Origin of the sequence: Nonomuraea helvata, from assembly GCF_039535785.1 — a bacterium.
In the GTDB taxonomy this organism is placed as follows: domain Bacteria; phylum Actinomycetota; class Actinomycetes; order Streptosporangiales; family Streptosporangiaceae; genus Nonomuraea; species Nonomuraea helvata.
The window spans coordinates 1-25,402 of record NZ_BAAAXV010000009.1 but is presented as its reverse complement, the minus strand read 5'-3'; the positions used below and the strand labels follow the sequence as shown (position 1 = coordinate 25,402).

The 25,402-nt window shown below is 67.5% G+C and carries 12 protein-coding genes and 3 pseudogenes; 8 read left to right on the top strand and 7 right to left on the bottom strand.

Translation table 11 applies throughout. The features are described from left to right. Nucleotides 1-365 precede the first annotated feature (365 nt). The 3 genes from ABD830_RS32635 to ABD830_RS32625 all read left to right on the top strand — a co-directional run bounded on the left by ABD830_RS32635 (nucleotide 366) and on the right by ABD830_RS32625 (nucleotide 8,885). On the top strand, nucleotides 366-5,420 hold the full coding sequence (locus tag ABD830_RS32635; protein WP_344996123.1) for a LamG-like jellyroll fold domain-containing protein: 5,055 nt from the start codon (nucleotides 366-368) through the stop codon (nucleotides 5,418-5,420). After that, complete coding sequence (locus ABD830_RS32630) at nucleotides 5,323-8,400, top strand: RHS repeat domain-containing protein (protein ID WP_345002188.1); 3,078 nt, start codon at nucleotides 5,323-5,325, stop codon at nucleotides 8,398-8,400. Before ABD830_RS32635 ends, ABD830_RS32630 begins: the two co-directional genes overlap by 98 nt. An 86-nt stretch (nucleotides 8,401-8,486) precedes the next feature. Next, entirely contained in the window at nucleotides 8,487-8,885 is a 399-nt protein-coding gene (locus ABD830_RS32625) for a hypothetical protein (protein ID WP_344996120.1), read from the top strand. Between the two features lie 94 nt (nucleotides 8,886-8,979). Here the strand turns inward: ABD830_RS32625 and ABD830_RS32620 are convergent, their stop codons facing one another. The 3 genes and pseudogenes from ABD830_RS32620 to ABD830_RS54395 form a co-directional block, all read right to left on the bottom strand. Beyond that, nucleotides 8,980-9,519: a transposase gene (locus ABD830_RS32620; protein ID WP_344996118.1), complete on the bottom strand. Its 540-nt coding sequence runs from the start codon at nucleotides 9,517-9,519 to the stop codon at nucleotides 8,980-8,982. 69 nt (nucleotides 9,520-9,588) lie between these two features. After that, nucleotides 9,589-9,819 (bottom strand): annotated as a pseudogene (locus tag ABD830_RS54400) (helix-turn-helix domain-containing protein); the annotation flags it as partial. After that, nucleotides 9,707-9,985: a helix-turn-helix domain-containing protein gene (locus ABD830_RS54395; protein WP_378520741.1), complete on the bottom strand. Its 279-nt coding sequence runs from the start codon at nucleotides 9,983-9,985 to the stop codon at nucleotides 9,707-9,709. The pseudogene ABD830_RS54400 and the gene ABD830_RS54395, both read right to left, overlap by 113 nt. 204 nt (nucleotides 9,986-10,189) lie before the next feature. On the opposite strand from ABD830_RS54395, the pseudogene ABD830_RS54390 reads away from it, so the two are divergent. Next, nucleotides 10,190-11,280, top strand: a pseudogene (locus ABD830_RS54390) (IS110 family RNA-guided transposase). A gap of 611 nt (nucleotides 11,281-11,891) precedes the next feature. Here the strand turns inward: ABD830_RS54390 and ABD830_RS32605 are convergent. Further along, a complete protein-coding gene (locus ABD830_RS32605; protein ID WP_344996110.1) occupies nucleotides 11,892-12,515 on the bottom strand; it encodes a TetR/AcrR family transcriptional regulator in 624 nt (207 codons plus the stop codon). Between the two features lie 104 nt (nucleotides 12,516-12,619). After that, the gene (locus tag ABD830_RS32600; RefSeq protein ID WP_345002187.1) at nucleotides 12,620-12,976 is read right to left on the bottom strand and encodes an MFS transporter; all 357 of its coding nucleotides are present in this window, start codon (nucleotides 12,974-12,976) and stop codon (nucleotides 12,620-12,622) included. Between ABD830_RS32600 and ABD830_RS54385 the strand changes: the two are divergent. Continuing rightward, nucleotides 12,901-13,173, top strand: a pseudogene (locus ABD830_RS54385) (aminopeptidase); the annotation flags it as partial. The gene ABD830_RS32600 and the pseudogene ABD830_RS54385 sit on opposite strands and share 76 nt — an antisense overlap. A gap of 63 nt (nucleotides 13,174-13,236) precedes the next feature. On the opposite strand, the gene ABD830_RS32595 reads toward ABD830_RS54385, so the two are convergent. Together ABD830_RS32595 and ABD830_RS32590 are read right to left on the bottom strand one after the other, a co-directional pair. Beyond that, nucleotides 13,237-13,929, bottom strand: a complete 693-nt coding sequence (locus ABD830_RS32595) for a response regulator (RefSeq protein ID WP_344996107.1) — start codon at nucleotides 13,927-13,929, stop codon at nucleotides 13,237-13,239. Further along, a complete protein-coding gene (locus ABD830_RS32590; RefSeq protein WP_344996104.1) occupies nucleotides 13,926-15,170 on the bottom strand; it encodes a sensor histidine kinase in 1,245 nt (414 codons plus the stop codon). Before ABD830_RS32590 ends, ABD830_RS32595 begins: the two co-directional genes overlap by 4 nt. Nucleotides 15,171-15,654: 484 nt before the next feature. Here ABD830_RS32590 and ABD830_RS32585 point away from each other — a divergent pair, with 484 nt between their 5' ends. The 3 genes from ABD830_RS32585 to ABD830_RS32575 form a co-directional block, all read left to right on the top strand. Next, nucleotides 15,655-18,903 (top strand): LamG-like jellyroll fold domain-containing protein, encoded by a 3,249-nt coding sequence (locus ABD830_RS32585; protein WP_344996101.1) that lies wholly within the window; start codon nucleotides 15,655-15,657, stop codon nucleotides 18,901-18,903. A 67-nt stretch (nucleotides 18,904-18,970) separates the two neighbouring features. Next, nucleotides 18,971-23,335 carry an RHS repeat domain-containing protein gene (locus ABD830_RS32580; protein ID WP_344996098.1) on the top strand — a complete coding sequence of 1,455 codons (4,365 nt, stop codon included), beginning with the start codon at nucleotides 18,971-18,973 and terminating at the stop codon, nucleotides 23,333-23,335. Beyond that, a partial coding sequence (locus ABD830_RS32575) for an RHS repeat-associated core domain-containing protein (protein WP_344996095.1) occupies nucleotides 23,323-25,402 on the top strand: 2,080 nt, incomplete at its 3' end. The genes ABD830_RS32580 and ABD830_RS32575, both read left to right, overlap by 13 nt.

Genomic DNA, 25,402 nt, shown 5'->3' with positions numbered 1-25,402 from the left:
GCGCTGGTGATTCATAGTCACATGAATGAAGGCACCTCCTCAGGTGTTAGGGCTGCCTCGATTCGGCGATTGATTTGACTGTCGCGCCCATCGAGGCACTTGGCGTACCGCTTGAGGAGGACCTCCACGCTGTTGCCCGCGCGCTCTGCTACCTCTGTCGCATCGACGCCCGCGTTGAGCCACGTGGACAGGGCAGCGTGGCGCAGGTCGTAGGGCTTTCCAGCAAGGGGTGAGGCGACCTGCTGCGGGGTTAGGGCAAAGCGGCGGGCCTCTTCCCAGGCTCGCGAGTAGGTAGATGCGCCGAGGACTCCGCCGCGCTCGTTGCGGAACAGGCGTCCGTCCGGGGCCGTTCCGAATGCCTCAAGGTGCGCTCGCAGTATGCGAACCAGTTCCGGTGGGATCGGCACGGGACGGACCTCTCGTTCCTCTCGCTGCTTGAGCCCGCGCTGGTCGTGTACGGTCCCGCTGTCGGTCCACTGCTTGCCGCTGCTTGCCAGGTCCCCGCCGAGAAACTTACCGACGGCATGCTGATCCGCTGGCGGGTGCGCGGTGTGACCACAGGTGGCGTCAGCGGTGTCTGGTCTGGGTGGCAGTCGGCGAAGGTTGACTTGAAGAAGCCGGGTGTCTCTGGCTGGGGGATGACTCCGGCGACTCAGATGTCCGGCTCCTGGATGGTCTCGTCGTTGACGCCGTGGGTGTACGCGAAGGTCACTGACCCCGAGAGCCGGTCGTCCTTCCTCACGGTTGAGGTGGAGCACGATCCTCTTGCTGCTGGTCAGGGGACAGGTCTGATCTACGGCGGTACCGGTGCGCAGGCCGCCAGCTCCGGTACGAATGCCTGGATACAACTTCCCGCCGCCAAGTTGCAGGATGGCTGGCTCGTGCGCTGGCGCGTTCAGGCCAAGACCAGCTCAGGCGTAGTCGGCCCGTGGTCAGAATGGAACAACGCCAAGATCGACTTGAAGAAGCCTTCGGTCGAAGGGCTCGGCATGGACCCTGCGGTGCGAGGCACGGCCTCCTGGACTGCGGGCTCCCTTACGCCATGGCTGTATGCCAAGATTACCGACCCAGAGAACCGGGCGATGAAGCTAAGCGTCGAGGTCGAGCACGACCCAGCCGCTGCCGAGCAGGGGACGGGCCAGATCTGGGCGGGGACCACCACTTCCGAAAGCGCGACCGGTACGACAGCGTGGATCGCCGTCCCGGCGGACAAGCTAAAGGACGGCTGGCAGATCCGATGGCGAGCCCAGGCCAAGACGACCACCGGCGGTCAGGTCAGCCCCTGGTCTGACTGGGTTTATGCGAGGATCAGCGCCCTACCGTTCGAAACCTTCTCCCCGGAGAACAACACGCAAGTCGGGACACTGACACCAGTACTGTCGGCGAACGCCCGCCCGCTGAACGAAGCTCCGGTCAACTATTGGTTCCAGGTATGTGAGGGCACCGCCCCGAACTGGACCTGGTGCGAAAGCTCGCCCCAGTGGAGCACCACCGGTGCGTGGCAGGTGCCGGACAAGAAACTGGCGTGGGGCAAGACGTACTCGTGGATGGCCAAGGCCGCCACCACCTACACGACGGTGACCTCTGCCTGGCGTACCTTCACTCCGGCAGTGGAGCAGGGTAATATCAACGCTTTGCTGGCAGGCGGCACGCAGGGCCGTGACTTCAATCATGTTTCGGGCAACTACGCCCACACGGCAACCGACGCCTCGGTGGCGGTCGTGGGTCCGCCGCTGTCGGTGACCCGTACCTACAACAGCCTGGACCCGCGCACCAGTGGTGCCTTCGGCGCTGGCTGGACCACCCGGTGGGACATGCGGATCGAAGTGGAGCCTCAGGGAAGTCTCCTGGTGACCTACCCGGCGGGCGAGCAGATGCGGTTCGCCCCCAAGGGGGACGGAACGTTCGCCGCCCCGTCAGGTACGTTCGCCACGCTGAGCGTCGAGGCTGGGGGCGGTTGGCGGCTGATGGACAAGTCGGCCACTTCCTACTGGTTCGACCAAGCAGGCAACCTCACAAAGATCACCGATCATCGGGGCCGGTCCCAGGAGCTCGCCCGCGGCACCGACGGCAAGCTGGCGAAGGTGACCGCGACCGGAGGCCGGTCACTGACGTTCGCCTGGACCGGTAACCACGTCACGAGCGTGTCCACTGACCCCGTCGACGGTAAACCGTTGACCTGGACCTACGCCTACGACGGCGACCAGTTGGTGAAGGTGTGCCCGCCCACCTCGGCTACCGCGTGCACGGGCTACGCGTACACGGCTGCCTCCCGTTACAAGAGCGTGGTGCTGGACTCGACGCCGGAGTACTACTACCGGCTGAACGAAACTGCTACCACGACGGGGACGAAGGTCGCCTCCTCGGCAGGCTGGAACATCACTGAGGAGCAGGCCAAGCTCACCGGCACCACGCCGGCCGATCTCGGGGTCGGGGTCCAGGGCGCGCTCGGCGGGTCGCCGGACGTGGCGATGCGGTTCAAGGGTGCCGCGACCTCCACCTTCGTGCAGCTGCCGCGTTCGACGATCAGCGGCCAGGGCGGCGAGCTCGCAGTGGAGGCATGGTTCAAGACCACCACTTCCGGCACGATCATCGGGATGCAGAACTCCGCGGACAACACCCCGTCGGCGTTCACACCGGTGGCGTATGTAGGCACCGACGGCAAACTCCGCGCCCAGTTCTACACCGGCGCCCACACGCCCATCACCTCTGCCACCACGGTGAACAACGGAGCCTGGCACCACGTGGTGCTGTCAGGTCACAAGGACACCCAGACGCTCTACCTGGACGGCGCACAGGTCGGCACCCTGGCTGGCGAGATCAAGCACGGCGACCAATGGGAGACCCGGATCGGCTCCGGCTACGCAAGCACAGCCTGGCCGTCCAGCACCACCACGACCAAGGCGTTCCCGTTCAACGGCGACATCGATGAAGTCGCGGTCTACGGCAAGCCCCTTGGCGCGCCAACAGTCCAGCGGCACTACGCCGCACGCAACCCCCAGCCGCAGCTGACCAAGGTCACGCTGCCGTCGGGGCGAGTGAACGCGGACAACACCTACGCCGCCGACGGTGGCCGTCTGGTGACGCACGTTGACGCCAACGGCGGCAAGTGGACGTTGTCGGAGCCGGTCTATGCCAAGCAGACCACCATCTCCACCTTCGCCACCGTGACGGTGACGGATCCGGCCAATGGCATCGTCACCTACGTCAGCGACGCACAGCGCGGTAACCGGGCGGTATCACAGAGCGACCAGGTGGGGGCGACCACGAAGTGGGCCTATGACGTCGGCGGATACCCAGCCAAGGTGTTCGACCCCAACAACAACGTGGTCGAGTTCGCCTACGACGCGCGCGGGAACCTGCTGTCGAAGAAGACCTGCCGTAAGACTGGCGTGAACTGCTCGATGGAGTACTCCAGCTACTTCATCGATGCAGACAATCCGTTCAACCCGCGCAACGATCTGCAGACCGCCCGCCGGGATGCACGGTCGGCGTCGCCGACAGATGACACGTATCAGACCTCGTGGCTTCACAACGCCTTCGGCGAAGAGATCAAGGTCACCACCGCGGCCACGGAAGATTTCCCGACCGGTCGCAGCGCGAGCAAGGTCTACACCGACGGTACCGAGCCCGCGGTCGGCGGCGGCGCCATGCCCGCGGGCTTAATGAAGTCAGCCAAGGACCTCAAAGGCAACGAGACCACCTACGCCTACACCGCGGCCGGTGATTTGGCCGAGCAGCGTAATCCTGAGGGCCTCTTGGTCAAGCTGAGTTACGACGCGCTGGGTCGGCTGCGGGAGAAGTCGGAGGTGTCGCAGGCCCATCCGGATGGGGTCAAGACCGCCATCACCTACGACGAAGTCGGGCGAGTGGCAACGCAGACCGAGCCGGGCGTGAAGAACGAGGTGTCCGGCGTCACTCACACCAAGCGCACCACGTACGGCTATGACCCGGACGGCAACAGGCTCAGCGAGACCATCAGCGACCTGACCGGTGGAGACGCCGAGCGCGCCACCGTCTACACCTACGACACCCACGGCCGAGTCGAAACCGCCACCGACCCCGAGGGCGGTGTCGTCCGCCAGAGCTGGGACACCATCGGCAGCTTGGCAACGGTGACCGACACCAAGGGTGCGGTCGTCGAATACGGCTACAGCAAGCGTGGTGAGCTGGCGTCGAAGACACTGAAGGGGTGGACCGGTAGCCCGGTCAACCCGCAGCCGGCCAAGGACGTGGTGCTGGAGTCGTTCAGCTATGATCCCGGCGGTCGCCTGGCCGCGCACTCTGATGCCATGGGCCGTAAGACCACGTTCACCTACTTCGACAACAACCTGCTGGCCCAGAAGACCGCTTCCGCTGTCAAGCTGAACGGCTCCACCACCGCTGCACGCGATGTGGTTCTGGAGGATCACGCCTACGACGCCGCAGGCAACCAGATCAAGCTGGTTACAGGCGGCGGAAAGGTAACGACCGAGTACGTCTACGATGCGGCCGCTCGCCTGACCTCGCAAACCCTCGACCCCAGCGACCTGAACCGCAAGACGGTCTTCAGCTACGACGCCAACGGCAACACGACCAAGGCCGCTCGTACCGGCGCCGGATCGACCCGTACCGAGATCACCGAGTACGGCTACAACAAGACGAACCTCGTCACCAAGACGACCGTCGAAAACGGCGACGTAGACCTGGTCTCCACTGTTACCTATGACGACCGCGGTCTGGCCATCACCTCTACTGATCCGCGCGGCAACGCCGACGGCGCCAACAAGGCCGACTTCACCACCGAGATGCGCTACGACGCACTGGGACGTCTGGTCGAGGCCACAGGTCCGCAGGTCAAGGTGGATAAGGCCGGTACAGCTGCTGATGCCCGCCCCACCGTCCACTTCGGCTACGACACGCTTGGTGCCAAGACCCACGAGACGGACGCCGAGGGCCGCACCGTGACCTCCACGTTCGACAAGGCGGGCCAGCTGACCAGCCGGCGCGCCCAGCTACACCCCACCTGGCGGCACCGCCCTCACCTCGGCAGTCTCCTACGCCTACGACGCCGCCGGGCAGCTCATCTCCACCACCGACCCGCGCGGCTACGTCACCTCCTACGACTACGACCAACTCGGCCGACAGGTCCGCACCACCGACCCCACCGCCGGCGGCCAGAGCGCCGGCGTCTGGGTGAGCGAGTACGACATGGCCGGCGAGAAACTCGCCAGCGTCGACCCGACCGGCGCCCGCAACGAGGCCACCTACGACGATCTCGGCCGGCAGATCACCACCACCCAGATCGAACGCAAACCCGCCAACGCCGCCTACACCACCACCATGGAGTACGACGACGCCGGACGACTGATCAAGCAGACCGTCCCCGGCTCAGGAACCGGCACCAAGGCCACCAGCTTCGAGGTCAACGCGGCCGGTGAGACCACCAAGGCGACCGACCCAGCGGCCACGACGACCATGGACTACGACCTGAGCGGCCGCCTGATCAAGACCACCGAGATGAACGGCACCGTCAACGGGAACGCCAGTGTCGCCGAATACGACCTGGCCGGCCGTAAAACTGCAGGCAAAGACCTGAACGCCGCCGGCGACGTGTTGCGCACCTACAGTTACGGCTACGACTTGGCCGGCAACCCCACCAGCGCCACATCCCCCGAAGGACACCTCACCCGGCAGACCTACGACGCGCTCGGCCGGACCACTTCCCTCGTCGAACCGGTCTCCGCGAGCGAGTCGATCACCACGAGCTTCGGCTACGACGCCACCGGCGCCCCCACCCGCCTCACCGACGGCCGCGGCAACGCCACCTGGACCACCTACAACAGTCTCGGCCTGGCCGAGACGGTGACTGAACCGGCGACTACCGCGCACCCGGCCGCGGCCGACCGCACCTGGACCCACCTCTACGACGCTGCCGGCAACCTGACGGTCACCATCCAGCCCGGCGGCGTGCGCACCGACCGCACCTTCGACCACCTCGGCCGGCTTACCAAGGAGAGTGGCGCGGGCGGGGGCGCCACCACGGCCGAACGCACCTTCGGCTACGACTTGGCCAGCCGCCGCACCACCGTCGGTGACCTGACGGTTGACTACAACGACCGTGGCCTGCCGCTGGAGGTCTCGCGCGGCACCATCCAAGAGACCGCGTACACCTACGACGGACTCGGCAATCCCACCCAGCGCATCGACGCCGCCGGCACCGCCGCCTTCACCTACGACAGCGCCAACCGCCTCAAGACCACCACCGACCCGGTCACCAGTCGCACGCTCACCTATGGCTACGACTCCGTCAGCCGGTTGAAGACCATCACCGCCACCAGCGGTACGGCCAGCACCCAGACCTTCGACTACGACGACATGGACCGGGTCAAGAGCCAGACACTGAAGAACGGCTCCGGCGCCCAGCTCGCCACGATCACCTACGGCTGGGACAAGGACGACAACCTCACCACCAAGACCACCACGGGCCTGGCCGGGGCGGGCAGCAACACCTACGGCTACGACCACGCCGGCCGACTCACCTCCTGGACCGCCCCCGGCGGTGCAGTCACCGCTTACGAGTGGGACGCCGCAGGCAATCGCACCAAGGCCGGCAACGCGACGTTCACCTACGACGAGCGCAACCGCCTGACCTCCGGCGATGGCACCGACTACACCTACACCCCGCGCGGCAGCCTGGCCACCAGCACCAAGGCCGGGGCCACCACGAACTACACCTTCGACGCCTTCGACCGGCTCATCGCCGACGGCGACAGCCTCTACAGCTACGACGCCCTCAACCGGATGACCAGCCGCATCCGCGGCACCATCAAGCAGACCTTCGCCTACGCCGGGCTGAGCAACGACCTGGCCGCCATCACCGACAACAGCGGCACCGTCCAGGCCAAGTACGCCCGCGATCCCGGCGGCGGGCTGCTCGGCCTTATGGAAGGCACCGGCGCGGCCGTGGCGGCGCTCAGCGACTTGCACGGCGACCTGGTGGCCACCTTCACCACCAGCCTGCAGACCTCGACTGCCTACGACCCGTTCGGCACCATCACCGCCCAGAGCGGCGCCAAAACGAACCTCGGCTACCAGGGCGAATACACCGACCCGGACACCGGCAAGGTCAACATGCACGCCCGCTGGTACCAGCCCGGCACCGGCACCTTCACCAGCCGCGACAGCGCCACCCTCAGCCCCAGCCCCTCCGTCCAGGCCAACCGCTACACCTACGCCAACGCCTCACCTATGACCGGCGCCGACCCCACCGGCCACTACACCGTCGGCAGCGGAACGTGCATCGGAGGCTGTGGCAGACAAGAGATCGGAGGTGGAGCGATCGCCTGCGATATCCAGTCGTGCGGCAGCGCTACCGTCGACCCGAGCTGGGCGCGAGTGATCGAGCTGGAGAACGAAAAGAAGTTCTGGCTCGGACAGGATGAGCTTGAGCGGCTGGGCTGGAAGATCATGCCGAACGGACGCCCTCTCGTCGAAGGCATGGAGGACTTCTGGCAGGCCAGCGAGGCATCCCAGATGGAATTCATGGAGAATTATTCCCCGGATGCCGAGGACTTCTCGCTGTACCTGCTGTGGCTCGCCATCAAGGAGCCAGACCCGTCGCTGGGTAACGGCGGCTCTGGTGCCGGCTCCGGCGGCTACGGTGCGATGCCAGATCCCGGATGTGGGGCCGCAGATAGCGACAAGTGTAAACTTTTCTACGAATCGCATCACATCAGGGGGTACAAGTGGGTTGCCAACAAGCCGGTCAAGCCGCCCAGGGTGACCAATAAGAAGCTTAAAGCGTTGCTGAACGCGATCTACGAGACGGACAAGGTGAAGGGCGGAGTGATCGGAGACGGCAAGGTCGGATCCGCGCTCGAATTTGAACTCAGAACCGGCATGAAAATCAAGGGCATTTATCATGCAAACAAAGCGGCAGCGCTGGCTAACGCCTTAGCCAAACTCCTGGAGGATCACAGTAAGGGTAAAATAAAGTTGTCGCCAAGCGACGCATATTATGCGGCGAAAGAGTTCGCAGAGATTTGGCAAGTACTCAATCGCGCACAATATCACCCCAATGTCATAAGCTTTTTCCGGGCCAACCCTGATCGACTGAAGGATTTCAATAACACTATCGCTAAAACAATGAAGACCGAGGCGGTCAAGAGTGTGACGGGCCAAGAATTCCGTCCGCAGCCCGGGCAGGAACGCAATCCCAACGCGAAGAATTATCATGTTCCCGGGGCGGGCCGGAAGCCGACGGGGTTCCTCCGCGGTATGATCGGGCTAAGCGAAAAGATAGGCGTCCTGGGTGATCTGCTCTTCGTTCTCACCAGCGCGGCCTGCGCAGCTAATGATCAATGTGTGGACGATTATTTCCGCGAAGAGTACGGGCTACCCCAGCCGACAATGGTATAATTATTCTTCCAATCAAACGGGCCTGCGCATCGGCCTGATGCCTCCTTGACCTATCACTTCGGTGTTCGGCGAATATTCCCTCGGGGATGACCATGAACGACTTTGATCTCGACGAGTTTGTGAGCCTGGAAGAACTCATCCGGCGAACTCGGGAGATCCTTTGGAAGATGTCCTCTGCGCGACGATTCATTCAGGCGCTCGAAGCGGAGGCCGAGCAAGACGGCGAAACCTACGTCAGTATGTTCGAATATCTGCTCGAGGTCGTTGTCGAAGTGTTTATGCCAGCCGTGGAGGAGGACGATGACAAGGACGTGATCAGGTCTTTTCTTGGCATCTGTGAAGAGCTTCTCAGCGTGAACAGCAGCCTCCTCAGGGAAAGTGTTGACGATCTCGTGGCAAAGCTGCTCATTCGAGATTATCCTCATCTTATTTCGCAGAGCGGCCCGCAGCTGCAGAAACTTATCGCCACTCATAGAGACGGTTGAAAGCTTCTGCAATTCGGCCATCTGCATCAGTGCGCCTAAGGGACAGCCAACTCAATCATGGCCCCAGCTGCACAGGTTGAATTCGTAGGGTCGGTCACGGGTTTGCCGGGGTTTCGAGGGTGAGTCCAGTCTGGGTCAGGCAGCCGGTGAGCAGATGAGGCCGGTACTGGATCTCCTTCAGCTTGCGTTTGACGATCCGGACGAGTCCAGGCAGGTCGGCGACGGCGAAGTTGGCCAGGGCCCGGCGAAGCAGGGACCAGATGCCCTCGACGGGGTTCAGTTCGGGCGCGTAGGCGGGTAACTGGACGATGCGCAGCCATTCGGCGTTCTCGGCGGCGAAGTCGGCGAGTTGGCCGGCCAGGTGCATGTTGAGGTTGTCCCAGCACCAGACCAGTGGCGCGCCCAGGTACTGGTGGGTGGCCACGATCAGGTCCCGGTAGTCGATCCAGGAGAAGGACTTGGGCTCGCCCTTGCGTCCGCGGTAGATGTGCAGGCGGTAGAACAGGTGCGGGCGTTCGCCGTCCCGGTAGGCCACGACGCCGGCCATGTTGACCCGGCCGGAGCCTTTGCCGCGTACCGTCACCACCGGACGGGCGCCGACCGGCGCCCAGGTCCGCCGCGGTGCTTTTACCACCGGCCACACCTCGGCCTCCCAGGCAGCGATAGCCTCCTCGTCCCTCTCCAAGGCCCGCCGCACCGGAACCCGGACCGAGCAGCCGTGGCGATGCAGCAACTTGCCCACGCCCTCGATGGGGTAGCCGATATGGAACAGCCGCCCGATCAGCGTGTTGACCCGGGCCAGTGTCCAGCACTGATCCTCGTCATATCCCAGGCCAGCAGCCCGCGCCGAAGCTCGGTCTCCAGCCGCTCCACTGCCGTGCCGATAGCTTCTCCTTCGACACCGGCCCCTTGGACAGCAGCGTCTGCGTCCCATCCCCACGCCAGGCCCTACGCCAGCGGGTCACCGACATCTCGTGCACCCGTAACCGCGCGGCGACCGTCTTGATCGACTCCCCGGCCTCGAACCACTCGGCCGCTTGCAGCCATACACGCTCGCGCCGTTCCTGCTCGGCGGGCGTATGCCCACAGTGCGACTTGATGGGTAGGACCGCTCAGGGTTTGACCCGTGTACCCACTGGTGTCGTTGCCTTGAAGGGGTCTGTCGATCCCGGTCAGCTCCTGCGTTGACGCGTGCTGGTGGGCTGCTGTGACCTGACAGGTGCTTGTCTGGTGGCTGATCACTGTGTTGTCCGTCAGCCGGTTGGTGCATGCGTTCGTGAGAGAGCGGCGGATGAACTGGATGGGTGGTAGCGGCATGGCGGGTAAGAAGGGATAAGGCACGGGTCATCGGCGCGGTGGACACCCATGGACAGGCGCACCACGCCGCGGTGATCTTCATGAACGGGCGGCGTCTGGCCGATGCCGAGTCCCCGGCGACCGGTGAGGGGTATACGCAGTTACTGGCCTGGCTACGAGATTCGGGGCCGACTCGCGTCGGTGGGCGTGGAGGACACCGGCAGCTACGGTGCGTGCCTGGCCCGCTACCTGCACGCTCAGCAGGTCAAGGTGGTCGAGGTGGACCGGCCGGATCGACGGGCCCGGCGCAAGGTGGGCAAGTCCGATCCCCTCGACGCCTACGCCGCTGCAGAGGCGGCGCTGGCGGGACGAGCCGCCGCGGTGCCCAAGGCCAGGGACAGGCGAGTGGAGGGCATCCGTGCCCTGCATGCGGCGCGGGCTGGCGCGGTCAAAGCGCACACAGCCACGCTGAATCAGCTCAAGGCGCTGTTGGTGACCGCCCCGGCCGAACTGCGCGAGCAGTTGAGCCGGCCCGGGCGTGCTGCGGGCACTATCGTGGCGGCCTGTCTGCGGCTGCGGCCTGACCGCGGGGCGGATGCGGTCACGGCCTCGACCAAGGCGGCGCTGTGCAGCCTAGCCCGCCGTTACCGGCACCTGAGCGAGGAGATCGCCGAGTTGGACGCCCAGCTCGCCCCGCTGGTCGCCTCGAGCTGATTGCCCAGCACGGCATCGGCACGGAGACCGCCGCCCAACTGCTGATCACTGCTGGGGACAACCCCGACCGGCTGCACAACGAGGCGGCCTTCGCCCACCTGTGCTGCGTCGCACCGATCCCGGCCTCCAGCGGCCAGACCCGCCGCTTCCACTGAACCGGGCTGGCGACCGCGACGCCACCCACGTCCTGTACATCATCGCCCTCAATCGCCTGGCTCATGACGAACGTAGTCGCGCTTACGCCGCCCGCCGCACCGGCGAAGGCTTCTCGAAGAAAGACATCCTGCGCTGCCTCAAGCGCTACATCGCTCGCGACGTCTATCGCATCGTCACCCGCGGCAACGCACCCGTACCAAGCCCACCACCGGCTCTTGACAGGACATAGGAGCTTCCCCCCTTTGCCCGTACCGCATACCACGGTTGTGCTAGACCGAGCGCTATCCGTCACGACCTGAAGACTCTACGCATTCAAACTGTGGCTGTCCTGATCGTGGGCCCATTGTGGGCCGTAATCGATACTGATGAGCTAGGTCTAGCGTTTCCGCAGGTCACATGCAGCATGAGGACACCATCTGCAACCTTCTCCGGAGCCGGGTGCGCAGGTTCGAATCCTGCAGGGGGCACGTACTAGATCTGCGCTGCGGGCACTCTCCTCATTCGAGGACAAAGAGTGCCCGTTCGTGTGTTGTGATGTGTGCTTTGTCGGGCTTGTCCGGGCGGTCTCCTGTCGCGTGTGGTCGGTAATCGCTGTGGCTGTGCGGCCGACCACCGCGAGGAACTCGCCGGGGTCGGTCTTGAGCGAGACGCAGCGCAGTGCCGTGAACGGGCCTTGCGGGGTGTCGTAGGTCTTGGTGACCTCACGTACGTTGATGACGGACACCGAGCCTCCTTTCAGAACATCGAGTCAGTTACAGAACACAATGTTCGATACAGAGAAGCCGGGTCAATCGACGAAACCGCAGTTCAGTGCGGTAGTGAACAGATCGGCGAAAGTGTTCAGATTCCGTAGGCAGCCTGCACGCCGGGCCCGATGAGCCGCATGTACATATCGGCCATCTCCTCGGCCGTGTAGGGCACGTCGTTGTCCAGCCACCACACCAGCAGGCCGAGCAGTGAGGTCAGCAAGAACTCCATGGCTACGTCCACCGGCACCGCGCTGTCACGGTGCGGCAGGAACTCGGGTATCTGCCGTGTCATCGCTTCCTTGATCCGGCTGTGCAGCCCCGCCCGCATCACCTCCGCACCCCGCTTGCCGGCCAGCGCCTTGTACAGGTCGCGCTGCCGGTCGGCATGCTGGAAGGCGGCCAATACCGGATTCGGCTCGGCACGGCTCGCGAAGTGGCGCTCCATGTGCTCCTCGAACGCCGACGCCAGCTCCTCCAGATTACTGAGCAGCAGATCGTCCTTGTCGGTGTAGTGCGCATAGAAGGTCGAACGGCCGATGTCCGCGCGGTCGATGATGTCCTGCACGGTGATTCGGTCATAGCCCTTCTCCAGGATCAGCTCCACCAGGGCGCGGCGAAGGAGTTCCCTGGTCCGCCGCACCCTGCGGTCCACAGCTGTCGGCATCGAGCCCTCCAGATTCCGAACACTGTATTCAGCACCATACGCGGTGTTCATTAACCCTTCGTGCTCACTGCCGGCAAAACGCTAAGAGATGAGCGCGGCGATGAGCCCGTACTCGTTCGCACGGCCGTCGAGCTCGGCGTGGGAGCGGCGTTGGGTCAGGAGTAGCTGAGGAAGAGGGGCACCACCAGGAAGGCGACGGCCGCGGTCCAGAACGCGCCCGCACCCGGGGTGCCCGCCAAGGAACCGAACGCCGCCGCCAGGCCCGGGACCACAGGTTGGGCGACACCCCAGGATGATCCTTGGAAGGCGAACCAGCGGGGTCGTTCGGGCTCGGGGGCGGAGTCCGCGACGAGGGTTTGCCAGCGTCCGATCAGCAGTCCGTTGGCGGCCGTGGACGCGAGGTAGGCCGCTGCGGTCAGCCAGGCCCGGTCGGTGAGTGCCATGGCGAGGGCGAGCAGGCCGAGCAGTACGGTGCCGCCGCCGAGCACGATCCCGTGACCGAGGCGTGCCAGGTGCCGGCGAGCTGGCCCTCGTGGACGGCTCCTCTCTCGTGGGCCGCTCGGGCACGGTCTCCGTGGCGAGGCTGCTGGACGAGAACGCCACCTGCCACCTCGCCTGGGGCGCCGGCATGCCCGAACGCCTCTGCTCGGGTGACGCGCCGAGGGTGAAGCAGACCCACGTCGACTTCATGGTTGGCAGCCCGGAGGTCGCCATCTGGGCATCCGGCCCGACAGCGGCTCCGTCGTCCTGCTTCGTGAGGAGAGTCGGCAGTTCAGACGTCATGGGGCGTGGCGCTCTCCCGACCCGGGGTGACCAGGCCGGACTCGTACGCCATGGCCACCGCCTGCGCGCGGCTGCTCAGGTTCAGCTTTGTCATGGCCCGGTTGAGGTGGGTCTTGACCGTGGCCTCGCTGACGCACAGCCGGGCGGCGATCTCGGTGTTGGACAGCGCATGCCCCACCAGCTTGAGCACCTCCGCCTCACGCGAGGTGAGGAGGTCCAGCACCGGAGTGGGTCGGGTGGCGGTGCTCGGGCGGGCGTGCTGCGTGTACGCCTCGACCAGTCGCCGGGTGACGCTCGGCGCGAACAACATGTCGCCGCAGGCCACGGTGTGGATGGCGGCGATGAGCCGCTCCGGCGGCGTGTCCTTGAGCAGGAAGCCCGACGCGCCGGCTCGCAGCGCGTGGTAGACGTATTCGTCGAGGTCGAACGTGGTCAGGATGAGCACCCGCGGCGGCTGGGCGGGGCCGGGCGTCAGGATGTGCTCGGTGGCCGTGACGCCGTTCATGCCGGGCATCCTGATGTCCATGAGGACCACCTCGGGCCGGGTGGCCGCCGCGAGGGCCACGGCCTCCTCACCGGTCGCCGCCTCCCCGACGACGTCGAGGCCGGGCGCGGCCCGGATCAGCGCGGCCAGCCCGGCGCGGATGAGGATCTGGTCATCGACGACGAGTACGTTGATCATGTTTTCGGCCCACCGTGCGACTCGGCGGGCCGATCGTCGTGGCCCGGGGACGACAGAGGCAGGGTGACCACGACCTCGAACCCGCCCGAGGGTTGGGGCCCGGCCTTGATCGTTCCCTTGTAGAGCTTGACGCGTTCGCGCATGCCGATCAAGCCGTGGCCGTCACCTCCGGGGGTGACGGGTGCTCCGGCTCCGTCGTCGTCGATGCGCAGTTCCAGTTCGGCTCCGTAGTGCACGCAGATGCGCGCCGTGGCCGGGGCCGCGTGTTTCAGCACGTTGGTAAGGGATTCCTGCACAACCCGGTAGGCACACACCTCGATGCCGGGTGGCAGCGGGCGCACCGAGCCGGTGATCGACACCTCCACCGGCACCCCGGCGGCGCGTACCCGTTCGGCCAGCGCTTCGAGCCGTTGCAGGCCGGGCGCGGGGGCGTAGTTGTCGGCGTCGGGGTCGTCGTCGGCGTCCACGCGTAAGACCGCCAGCAGCCGTCTCATCTCGCCCATGACCTCGCTGCCGGTGTCGGCGATGGTGGCCAGCGCGCCGCGGGCGGTGGCAGGGTCGGAGCCGAAGACGTAGCGGGCCAGCCCGGCCTGGATCACGATGACCGACATGTGGTGGGCGACCACGTCGTGCAGCTCGCGGGCGATGCGCACCCGTTCCTCGGTGACGGCCCGCCGGGCACGGTCCTCCTGCTCCCGGCGCAGCCGGGCGCTGAGCTCGGCCAGTCGCCGGTTGCGCTCGACCAGCATCCGGGTGCTGGTGCCGAACGACCACGCGACCGCCACCATGACGCTCGTCTGCGCGATGTTCGGCCAGATGAAGTCGTCCGGGCCGAGGGTGGCGGCGTGCCACCACAGGCCTGCTACCACCAGCGCGCACGGGAGCGACATGGCCGGGAGCCGGCGGCTGGCCACGGTGTAGAGGGCCAGCAGCGGCGCTATGTCGTTGAGCCTGGCGTTGTAGCCGGCCGCGTGGAAGACGGCCGTCGCGGTGCAGGAGATCGCCAGCACGGTGAGCGGCGCCTTCCGCCGCCACGCCAGGGCGAGGTTGCCCACCAGCGTCAGCCCAATGCCCACGGCGTCCATCGCACGCCGCGCGTACTCCCAGTCGCCTGGCCCCGTCCTGAGCGCGGCGGCGAAGGCCAGCGTGGCGCCGGTGACCAGCAGGCTGAACAGCAGGTCGACGATGAAGGGATTCCTCACGGCGAGCCGTCGCACGGACGACAGCACCTTTGCGTGCATCAGCGCATGCTAGCCGCCAACCCCTCCACCTCTCATTCACCACCCGATTGATCAGAACGACGACCTGTGCGGTAGACCGGCGGCCCGCCTACCGCGCTGGTTTACCCGCCGGGCCGGCACCCTACGGCAGAGGTTGCAGCGATCTTCATCCGACAGGTTGACGCCGGTTCGATCGGCCTGTTTCAGAATGGTCGCGTTTCGGATCGCCGGCACCTTCCCTGCGGCGGGCACCGATGAGTACTCCGTGGAAATCCGTCACGCCGATTCTCTGGAGGCTTCATGCGCCGCCGTACCCGTCGTGGTCTCCTTGCCGTCGTCCTGTCGCTGACGGCCGGTTGCCTGGCCGCCGTAACCGTGACGACGACGCCCGTACGCGCGGAGACGGGGGGACGCCCCCGCGCCGACGGAACGGCAAGCCCTCGACCGCGCGCGCGACACGAAGCAGCAAGTCGAGGTCTGGTCGCTGCGTACGGAGAACCGCCAGGTGTTCGCCAACCCCGACGGCACGTTCACCTCGCAGACCTCGGCGTTGCCCGAACGGATACGGCGCGGGGCGGGCTGGGCCGACGTCGACCCGAGTCTGCTCTTCGCCGCGGACGGGAGTGTGCGGACGGTGGCGACGCCGCTGGAGTTGACGTTCTCCGGCGGCGGGGCGGCCCCGCTGGCCGCCATCGGAGAGGACGGGCGTTCGGTCGCGATGACCTGGCCAGGAAGCCTGCCCAAGCCGTCCCTTGAGGGGGACACCGCGACGTATGCCGAGGTGCTGCCGGGCGTGGACCTGAAGGTGACCGCGTCGGTGCTCGGCTTTTCCGAGGTGCTCGTGGTCAAGTCCAGGCAGGCCGCCGCCAACCCCGCGCTGAACGAGGTCGCCTTCGGCCTGCGCGCGAACGGGCTGAACGTGCGCAAGACGGCGACCGGCGGCCTGAGTGCGGTCACCGAGTCGGGGACCGAGGTGTTCCACGCGCCCGCGCCACGCATGTGGGACTCCTCAGGCGCGACGGCCGCTTCCGCCTCGCTGAAGGCCGAGCCGGCCAGGCAGGCGGTCATGGGCGTGGACCTGGCAGGGGACCGTCTCGCGATCACGCCGGACAAGAGCCTGCTGGCCTCCCCCGGCACGACGTACCCGGTCTACATCGACCCCCAGTGGTCGGGCTCGAAGCTCGCCTGGACATACGTGGACAAGTCCTATCCCGCCCAGGAGTACTGGAACTCCAGCCACATGCCGGAAGCCGGCAACTACGGCAGCGGTCTCAAGCGGTCGTTCTTCCGGATGGACTCCAACAACGTCAACGGCAAGCACATCCTCAAGGCGACGTTCCGTATCACGCAGGTCAAGTCCTGGGGGTGCACCTCTGACCCGCAGGCCGTGCAGCTCTGGCTCACCGGCGGCATCTCCACCTCGACGACCTGGAACCGCCAGCCGTCATGGAGCGACCATCTGGACAGCGTGGCCTCCGACGCCGGTTACAGCTCCTCCTGCCCGGACAAGGGCATCGAGTTCAACGTCACCGGCGCGATCGTCAAGGCCGCCAAGAGCGGCTGGTCGAACACGACGTTCGGCCTGAGGGACTCCAACGACACCAGCAGCGGCGTGTGGGGGTGGAAGGGCTTCGGCACCGCGCCGAAGCTCGTCATCGACTACAACACCCCGCCGGCGGCCCCGTCGGGCATCGGCACCTACCCAGCCACGCCCTGCGTCACCGGAGCGGCCCGCCCGGCCGTCAACGCCGGTGATGCCGCGAATCCGCTCCAGCTCAAGGCCCGCATCTACGACCCGGACAAGGCCAACGACGGCGTACGGGCCGAGTTCGTCCTGCACCACTACAACACCACCACCGGCGTGTGGGACGACATCACCTCGACCCTGCCGGGCGACGGCAGGACCGCCTACAAGTACACCACCTCGGCCACCGACCACTCGATCAAGCTGGCCGGGCTCACCACCGGCCACACCTACGGCTACAAGGTCAAGGCCTACGACGGCACCGACTCCAGCGCGTGGAGCAAGTGGTGTGAGTTCACGGTGGACACGATCGACCCGGCCACCGTGCCCAAGGTGAGCTCCCTCGACTACCCGGCCGACACTCCGGACGCCTGGCAGGGCAGCGTGGGCTGGGCGGGCGGATTCACGCTGGCCCCCGGCGACGGCGAGAGCGACGTGACGGCCTTCCGATGGGCGCTCGACGACCCGGCGCTGGCCACCGCCGCCACCCAGGTGAAGATCCCCGCCGGGCAGACCACCGTGAACGTGCGGGTCGCGCCCCGCCATGACTGGCTCAACGCCCTGTACGTCTACCCGGTGGACCGGGCAGGCAACGTCGGCAAGACCCCCGCCGTCTACAGCTTCTACGTCAACACCGGGTTCGACCCGGAGGGACACTGGCGGCTGGACGAGACCACGGGCACCACGGCGGCCGACTCCGCGGCGACGACCCACCCCCTGACGCTCGCCGGCGGCACCACCTGGACCGGCGCGCGTGTCGCCGGCGGCCTGCGCCTGGACGGCAGCACCGGCTACGGCAGCACGTCCGGCCCGGTGGTGCACACCGACCGGAGCATGAGCGTGTCGGCCTGGGTGCTGCTGAACGACAAGACCAAGAACTCCACCGTGGTCAGCCAGAACGCCGTCCGAGGCACGGGCTTCCAGCTCTACTACTCCTCCGGCTACAAGCGGTGGATCTTCAGCAAGTTCAACGCCGACGTCGACGACATGACCATCGTCCGGGCGATCAGCGACGACGAGCCGACGACCGGGATCTGGACACATCTGACCGGGGTGTGGGACGCGCCGGAACGGCAGTTGCGGCTGTACGTCAACGGCATCCTGCAGACGACGACGGGCGCCTTCCCGTACAAGCCGTGGGACGCGACGGGCCCGTTGCAGCTCGGGCGGGTGCAGTCGCACGGCGGCTACATCGAGAACTTCGCCGGTGACATCGATGAGGTGAAGATCTGGAAGCGGGAGTTGTCGGACGACCCGCGCACGGTCAACGACCCCGCGCTGGGGAACGAGATCGCCGCGATGGCCAAGCAGCCGCCCATCCAGCGCGGCTGGTGGAAGTTCGAGGAGACCACGGGTACCACGGCGGTCAACTCCACCGACAGCCGCTGGCCCGCGGCCCTGGGCGGCGGCGCCGCCTGGACCGGCGACGGCTTCGACGGCGGCGGCGCGCTCAGCTTGAACGGCACCACCGGCTACGCGGCCACCCCGTCGGCGCCGCTCCGCACCGACCACAGCTACGCCGTGACCGCGTGGGTGCGCCTGTCAGGCGACGACACCTGCGTACTGCCGAGCCACGCGATGACCGTCCTGGCCCAGGACGGAGCCGCCTACAGCTCCTTCTACCTCGGCTACCGGCTCATCGCCGAGAACGGCGTCGCGGTGCCGCACTGGTCGTTCTCGACAACCCCTGACGCCGCCGTCGGCACCCTGACGCACGCCACCTCGGCCGAGCCCATCGACTGCTCGGCGCTCAACACCTGGACCCACCTGGCCGGCGTGTACGACGAGCAGGCCAAGCAGATCCGCCTCTACGTCAACGGCCAGCTCAACGACCAGCGTCCCGTCACCGGCGGATGGGCGGCGGGCGCGCTGCAGATCGGCCGCGCCACGTACAAGAGCGCCGCCGTGGACTACTTCAGCGGCGACATCGACGACGTCCGCGCCTACACCGGCACCCTGACCGACCGGCAGGTCATCAACATCGCGATGAACCTCCCCATCGACGGCTAGACGCCACGCTCCACACGCTCACCGACGCCCCCTCGGGAGGAAAGCCGTGCTCGGTTCAAGGCGAGGCTTGATCCAGGTCGCCGCAGTCCTGGCCGTCGTGGTGCCGGCCACGCTGGTCAGCTCGATCGCCGCCCAGGCGACCGACGACCCCGGCTGGCAGCAGGCCCAGGAGCAGCATCCGGTGCCCGGCCGCACCGCCAAGGCACGCGGGCTCTTGACGGACCCGGGCGCCGGATACGACCTCAAGGGCGCGCCCGCCGTGTCCTGGCCGCAACCGGGCACCGCGACCGTGACCGTCCCGGCGTCCGGTGACGCGCCGTCGCAGGGCGCGGAGAGTACCGCCGCAGCGGGAACGGCCGCGCCGAGCGGCGGCAGGGCCAGGTCACGGGCCGGAAGCCTGCCGGTCTGGCTGGGCCGGGCCGCGCCCGCCACCCGATCGAAGGGCGCGGAGGGGGCCACCACCGTCCAGGTGCGCACGCTCGACGCACGCACCGCCGACAGATCGCAGATCAAGGGCCTCGGCATCCAGCTCACCGCGCAGAACGCCCCGGCTCGCTTGTCCGTCGAGGTGGACTACTCGGCCTTCCGGTACGCCATCGGCGGCGACTGGGCCTCCCGCCTGCGCCTGGCCCAGTTGCCGGCGTGCGCGGCGACCACGCCCGACCTGCCCGAGTGCCAGACCCGCACTCCTCTGCCGACGAACAACGACGTCAAGACCGGCCGGCTGGCCGCCGACGTCGCCCTCGGCGCGGGCGCGACCACGCTGGCCGCCGAGGCCGCCCCGTCCGGCGCGGCGGGCACGTACGAGGCCACCTCGCTGTCGCCGTCGGCTACCTGGAGCGTCAGCAACCAGAGCGGCGCCTTCTCCTGGTCCTATCCGCTCCGGCTGCCGCCCACCCCTGGCGGCCCGACCCCGAACATCGGCTTCGTCTACTCCTCGGGCAGCATCGACGGCCGTACGGTCGCCACCAACAATCAGGCGTCGTGGATCGGCGAGGGCTTCGACTACTGGCCCGGCTTCATCGAGCGTAGGTACAAGCAGTGCGCCGACGACGGCGTGACCCCCAAGCGCAACGACCAATGCTGGGGCAACCACAACGCCACCCTGTCCCTGAACGGCCAGGCCACCGAGCTGATTCTGGACGACGCCACCGGCACCTGGCAGCCGAAGGAGGACGACGGCTCCAAAATCGAGAAGCTGTCGGGCGCCGACAACGGCGACAACGACGGCGAGTACTGGCGCGTCACCACCCCCGACGGCACCCAGTACTACTTCGGCCAGAACCACCTGCCCGGCTGGACGAGCGGCAAGGCCGAGACGCAGTCGACGTGGACGGTCCCGGTGTTCGGCGACGACGACGGGGAGCCCTGCCACAAGGACTCCTTCTCCGACTCCTGGTGCAAGCAGGCGTGGCGGTGGAATCTCGACTACGTCGTCGACACCCACGGCACCGTCAGCACCTTCTGGTACGGCCGCGAGACCAACTACTACCGCCGCGACGTCACCACCCTGACCGACGGCGTGCCGAACGGCACCCCCACCTCCTACGACCGCGGCGGCTACCTCAAGCGCATCGACTACGGGCAGCGCTCCGACGCGATCTTCTCCACCTCAGCTCCAGCCCAGGTGGACTTCGACGTCAAGGAACGGTGTATCCCGACCTCCGGCTTCGACTGCGCCGAGGGCAAGTTCACCAAGGACAACGCCAAGTACTGGCCCGACGTCCCCTACGACCAGAACTGCGACTCCGGCGACAAGTGCCTCGACCGCTACTCGCCCACGTTCTGGACGCGCAAGCGGCTGGCGTCCGTCACCACCCAGGTGCTGTCGGGGAGCGCGTACAAGGACGTCGACACCTGGACGCTCGACCAGCAGATGCGCGCACCCGGCGACGGCACGGCGGCAGCGTTGTGGCTGGCCGGGATCCAGCACACCGGCAAAGTCGGCGGGACGGCGTCGCTGCCGCCGGTGAGGTTCGCCGGCGTGCAGCGCCCCAACCGGGTCGACGCCCTGGAGGGACGGCCTCCGCTGACCAAGTGGCGCATCTCCGCGATCGACAACGAGACCGGCGGCGCGCTGTCCATCACCTACTCCGACGAGGACTGCAAGGCCGGGACCACCCCCGATCCGGACTCCAACACCCGCCGCTGCTACCCGCAGTACTGGTCGCCGGAGGGCGCCACCTCGCCCAAGCTCGACTGGTTCCACAAGTACGTCGTCACCCAGGTCCAGCAGATCGACCGCACCGGCGGCGCCCCTGACGTGCTGGAAACCTACGAGTACCTCGGCGGCGGGGCCTGGCACCACGACGACGACGACGGACTGACCAAGGAGAAGTACAAGACCTGGTCGCAATGGCGCGGCTACGGCAAGGTCCGGGTGCTGCGCGGCGCCCCGGGGGAGCAGCGCTCCAAGGCCGAGTTCACCTACTTCCGCGGCATGGACGGCGACGAGCTGTCCGGCGGCGGCACCCGCGACGTCAAGGTCACCGACTCCACGGGAACCGCCGTGGACGACGCCGAGCCGCTGCAGGGCCGCGTCCGCGAGGAGATCCGCTACGACGGCCCCACCGGGCCCGCCATGACGGGCACGATCACCGGCTACTGGACGAAGCAGACCGCCAAGCGGGTGCGTTCGTGGGGGACCACCACGGCGAGCATGGTGCGCGAGGACAAGGAGCGCACCCGCACCGCGCTGGCGTCGGGTGGCTGGCGGTACAACACGACCGACACCGACTACAACGGCGACGGCCTGCCCACCCAGGTCAACGACCTCGGCGACCAGGCCACCGCCGACGACGACAGCTGCGTCCGCACCACCTACGCCCGCGACGCCGCCCGCTGGATGATCTCCTACGCCGTCCGCGTCGAGACCGTCACGAAGGCGTGCACCGTCACTCCCGACCGACCGGCCGACGTGACCTCCGACGTCCGCAAGTACTACGACGGCGGGACCTTCGGCGCGGCGCCGTCCAAGGGCGACGTCACCAGGACCGAGAAGCTCGGCTCCTGGGACGGCGGCCCCCAGTACGTCACCGCCGGCTCGACCACCTTCGATGTCTACGGCCGCCCCCTGGTGGTCACCGATCCCAACGGCACCACGACCAGGACGTCCTACACCCCGGCCACCGGCCTGGTCACCGCCAAGCAGGAGACCAACGCCCTCGGCCACGTCACCACCACCGAGATCGAGCCCGCCTGGGGCCTGGCCACCGCGACCACCGACGCCAACGGCAAGCGCGCCGACCTGGCCTACGACCCGCTCGGCCGGCTGACCGGCGTGTGGCTGCCCGGCCACGCCAAGACCAGCTACGCCTCGACCCCGAACATGAAGTTCGGCTACCAGATCCGCGCCGACGGGCCCACCACCGTCTCCACCGCGACGCTACGCGCCGACGGCGCCACCTACACCACCGGGTACGCCCTCTACGACGGACTCGTGCGCCCCAGGCAGAAGCAGGAGCCCGCGCCGGGCGGCGGCCGACTGATCAACGACACGCTCTACGACACCCGCGGCCTGGCTTACAAGTCCAACGCCGACTACTACACCGAAGGCGATCCCGGCAACGCCCTGTGGGTCCCGGCCAGCGACGACGACATCCCCGGCCAGAGCGTCACCGTCTACAACGGCATGGAGTGGCCGACCGCGCAGATCTTCCGCAAGCGTGGCACCGAGCAGTGGCGCACCACCACCACGTACGGCGGCGACCGCATCAGCGTCGACCCGCCCGCCGGCTCCACCCCCATCACGAAGATCACGAATGGGCAGGGCGAGACCACAGAGGTCCGCCAGTACAAGGGCGACGCCCCGACCGGCGACTACGACGCCACCAAGTACACCTACACCCGCGCCGGACAGCCCGCCACCATCACCGACACCGCGGGCAACACCTGGACCTACCACTACGACCTGCGCGGCCGCCTGGTCCAGGTCGACGACCCCGACAAGGGCACCGCCAAGCTCACCTACGACGACAAGAACGACCTGCTCACGACGGTCACCGACGCCCGCGGCTCCAGCCTGTTCCTCACCTACGACGCCCTCGGCCGCAAGACCGCCGAATACGCCGGGCACCTCCGCCGCGGGCACCAAGCTCGCGGAGTGGACGTTCGACAAGCTGCCCGACGGCACCGTGGTCAAGGGCCAGCCCACCGGTTCCACCCGCTACGTCAAGAACGCGGCCACCGGTGCCATGGACGCCTACACCAGCTCGGTCACCGGTTACGACAACGCCTACCGGCCCACCGGCACCCAGACCGTCATACCCGCCGCCGAAGGCGGGTTGGCCGGCACGTACAAGACCACGACCGACTACAACCCCGACGGCACCGTCCACCGCACCGTGCTGCCCGCCGCGGGCGGCCTGCTCGGCGAGACGATCCTGTACGACTACGACCAGCTCGGCAACCCCGACCACGATGCGGGGCCTGACCAACTACGTCACCTCGACGACCTACGGCAAGCTCGGCCAGGTCCTCGACATGACGATGAGCACCGGCCTGAAGCGGGTCAAGGAGACCAACTTCTACGAGGAGGGCACCAACCGGCTCACCCGTTCGGTGTTCGAGCGGGAGACCGCCCCCATCTCGGTGGCCGACACCAACTACACCTACGACCCGTCCGGCAACATCACCAAGATCGCCGACACGCCGTCCGGCCAGACGCCCGACGTGCAGTGCTTCCGTCAGGACTGGCTGCAACGCCTCACCGACGCCTGGACCTCCACTGACGACTGCGCCACCGCACCCTCGAAGAGCATCGTCGGGGGACCCGCGCCCTACTGGCAGTCCTTCGCCTACGACAGCGTCGGCAACCGCACCAAGGAGACCGACCACCAGGCGACCGGGGACATCACCAAGACCTACACCTACGCCGGACCGAGCAAACCGCAACCGCACACGCTGACCTCCGTCGCGTACGACGGCGGCCCGCGCGACGGCCAGATCGACACCTACACCTACGACAAGTCCGGCAACACCACCGAACGCGGCTCAGGCCGCCTGCTGGAATGGGACGTCGAAGGCCACCTCGCGAAGTCGACCGACCCCTCCGGGGTCAGCACCTTCGTCTACGACGCCGGCGGTGAACGGCTCATCCGCCGCGACCCCACCTCCACCACCTTGTACGTCGCCGGCATGGAGATCCGGGTCGACACCAAGACCGGTGCCAAGAGCGCGACCCGCTACTACGACTTCGCCGGGCAGGCCATCGCCGCTCGTACCAGCAAGGGCGTGACCTGGCTCGGCGCCGACCACCACGGCACCGCGGACACCTCCGTCGACGACACCTCCACACAGGCGACGACCCGCCGCCGCTTCACCCCGTTCGGGCAGCAACGTGGCGTCGCACCGGCGTCCTGGCCCGGCCAGAAGGGCTTCGTGGGCGGCGTCATCGACGAGGCCACCGCCCTGACCCACCTCGGCGCCCGCGAGTACGACGCCGAGACCGGCCGCTTCATCTCCGTCGACCCCGTCTTCGACGCCTCGGACCCGCAGAGCTGGAACGGCTACGCCTACGCCGACAACAACCCGGTCACCGGCTCCGACCCCACCGGCCTGATGTACGACGGCGGCACCCAATGCGGGATCATCGCCTCCAACCCGTGCAACCCGCCCTCCGGCGGCGGCGGTGGCGGTGGGGGCGGCGGTGGGGGCGGCGGAGGCGGTGGAGGCGGCTACTCCTCGCCTCCCCCGCCCAGCAATCCGCCCCACTGCGGCCGCTGGAGTTTCGGCTGCAAGGCGAAGAAGATCTGGCACGAGCACAAGGCCACCATCGTCAACGTCACCGTCGCGGTCGTCGTCACGGTCGGCTGCGAAGTGGCCACCGGAGGCGCCGGCAGCATCGGCTGCGCCGCCGCGGGCGGAGCAGCCGGCAACCTGGCGGGCTACCTGGTCTCGACACCACGCGACGAATGGAGCGCCGGGGGCGCGTTCAAGGCCGCAGCGGTCGGCGCCATCACCGGCGCGGTAGGCGGCGCCGTCGGCAAGGGTGTGGGCGCGGCACTCGGCAAACTCGCCACCACGGCGACCGGCAGGACCGTCGCCGGAGCGGCGGGCAAGGCGGCCAGCAAGGTCCGGAGCGCCCTTGGCCGCGGCGGCGGCGCAGCGGCCGGCGGCGGCGAATCCGCCGGCGCAGCGGCAGGCAAGGCCGCGGTGGGTAGGACAGCGAGCAGGGCAGCGGGCAAGGCACGAGCCACGTCCGGGGCACGATCCGGCTGCAACAGTTTCGCCGCGGGCACCATGGTCAAGCTGGCGGACGGCACCAGCAAGGCGATCGAGCGGATCAGGCCCGGCGACAAGGTCCTGGCCACCGACCCGCTGACGGGCAGGACCGTGCCGAAGCCGGTTGTCGCCGCCTTCTCGGGCGTCGGCTACCTCAATCTCGTCCAGATCGCGGTCGACACCGACGGCAAGAAGGGCGACGAGACCGGCGTCATCCTCGCCACCGAACACCACCTGTTCTGGGACACCAAGGACCGCCAGTGGGTCCGCGCCGACC

Bases quoted from the DNA above. Each gene is read 5' to 3' on its own strand.
- ABD830_RS32630 (WP_345002188.1), top strand. From the start codon at position 5,323: ATGGAGTACGACGACGCCGGACGACTGATCAAGCAGACCGTCCCCGGC.
- ABD830_RS32605 (WP_344996110.1), bottom strand. From the start codon at position 12,515: ATGAACACCGCGTATGGTGCTGAATACAGTGTTCGGAATCTGGAGGGC.
- ABD830_RS32625 (WP_344996120.1), top strand. From the start codon at position 8,487: ATGACCATGAACGACTTTGATCTCGACGAGTTTGTGAGCCTGGAAGAA.
- ABD830_RS32595 (WP_344996107.1), bottom strand. From the start codon at position 13,929: ATGATCAACGTACTCGTCGTCGATGACCAGATCCTCATCCGCGCCGGG.
- ABD830_RS32590 (WP_344996104.1), bottom strand. From the start codon at position 15,170: ATGCACGCAAAGGTGCTGTCGTCCGTGCGACGGCTCGCCGTGAGGAAT.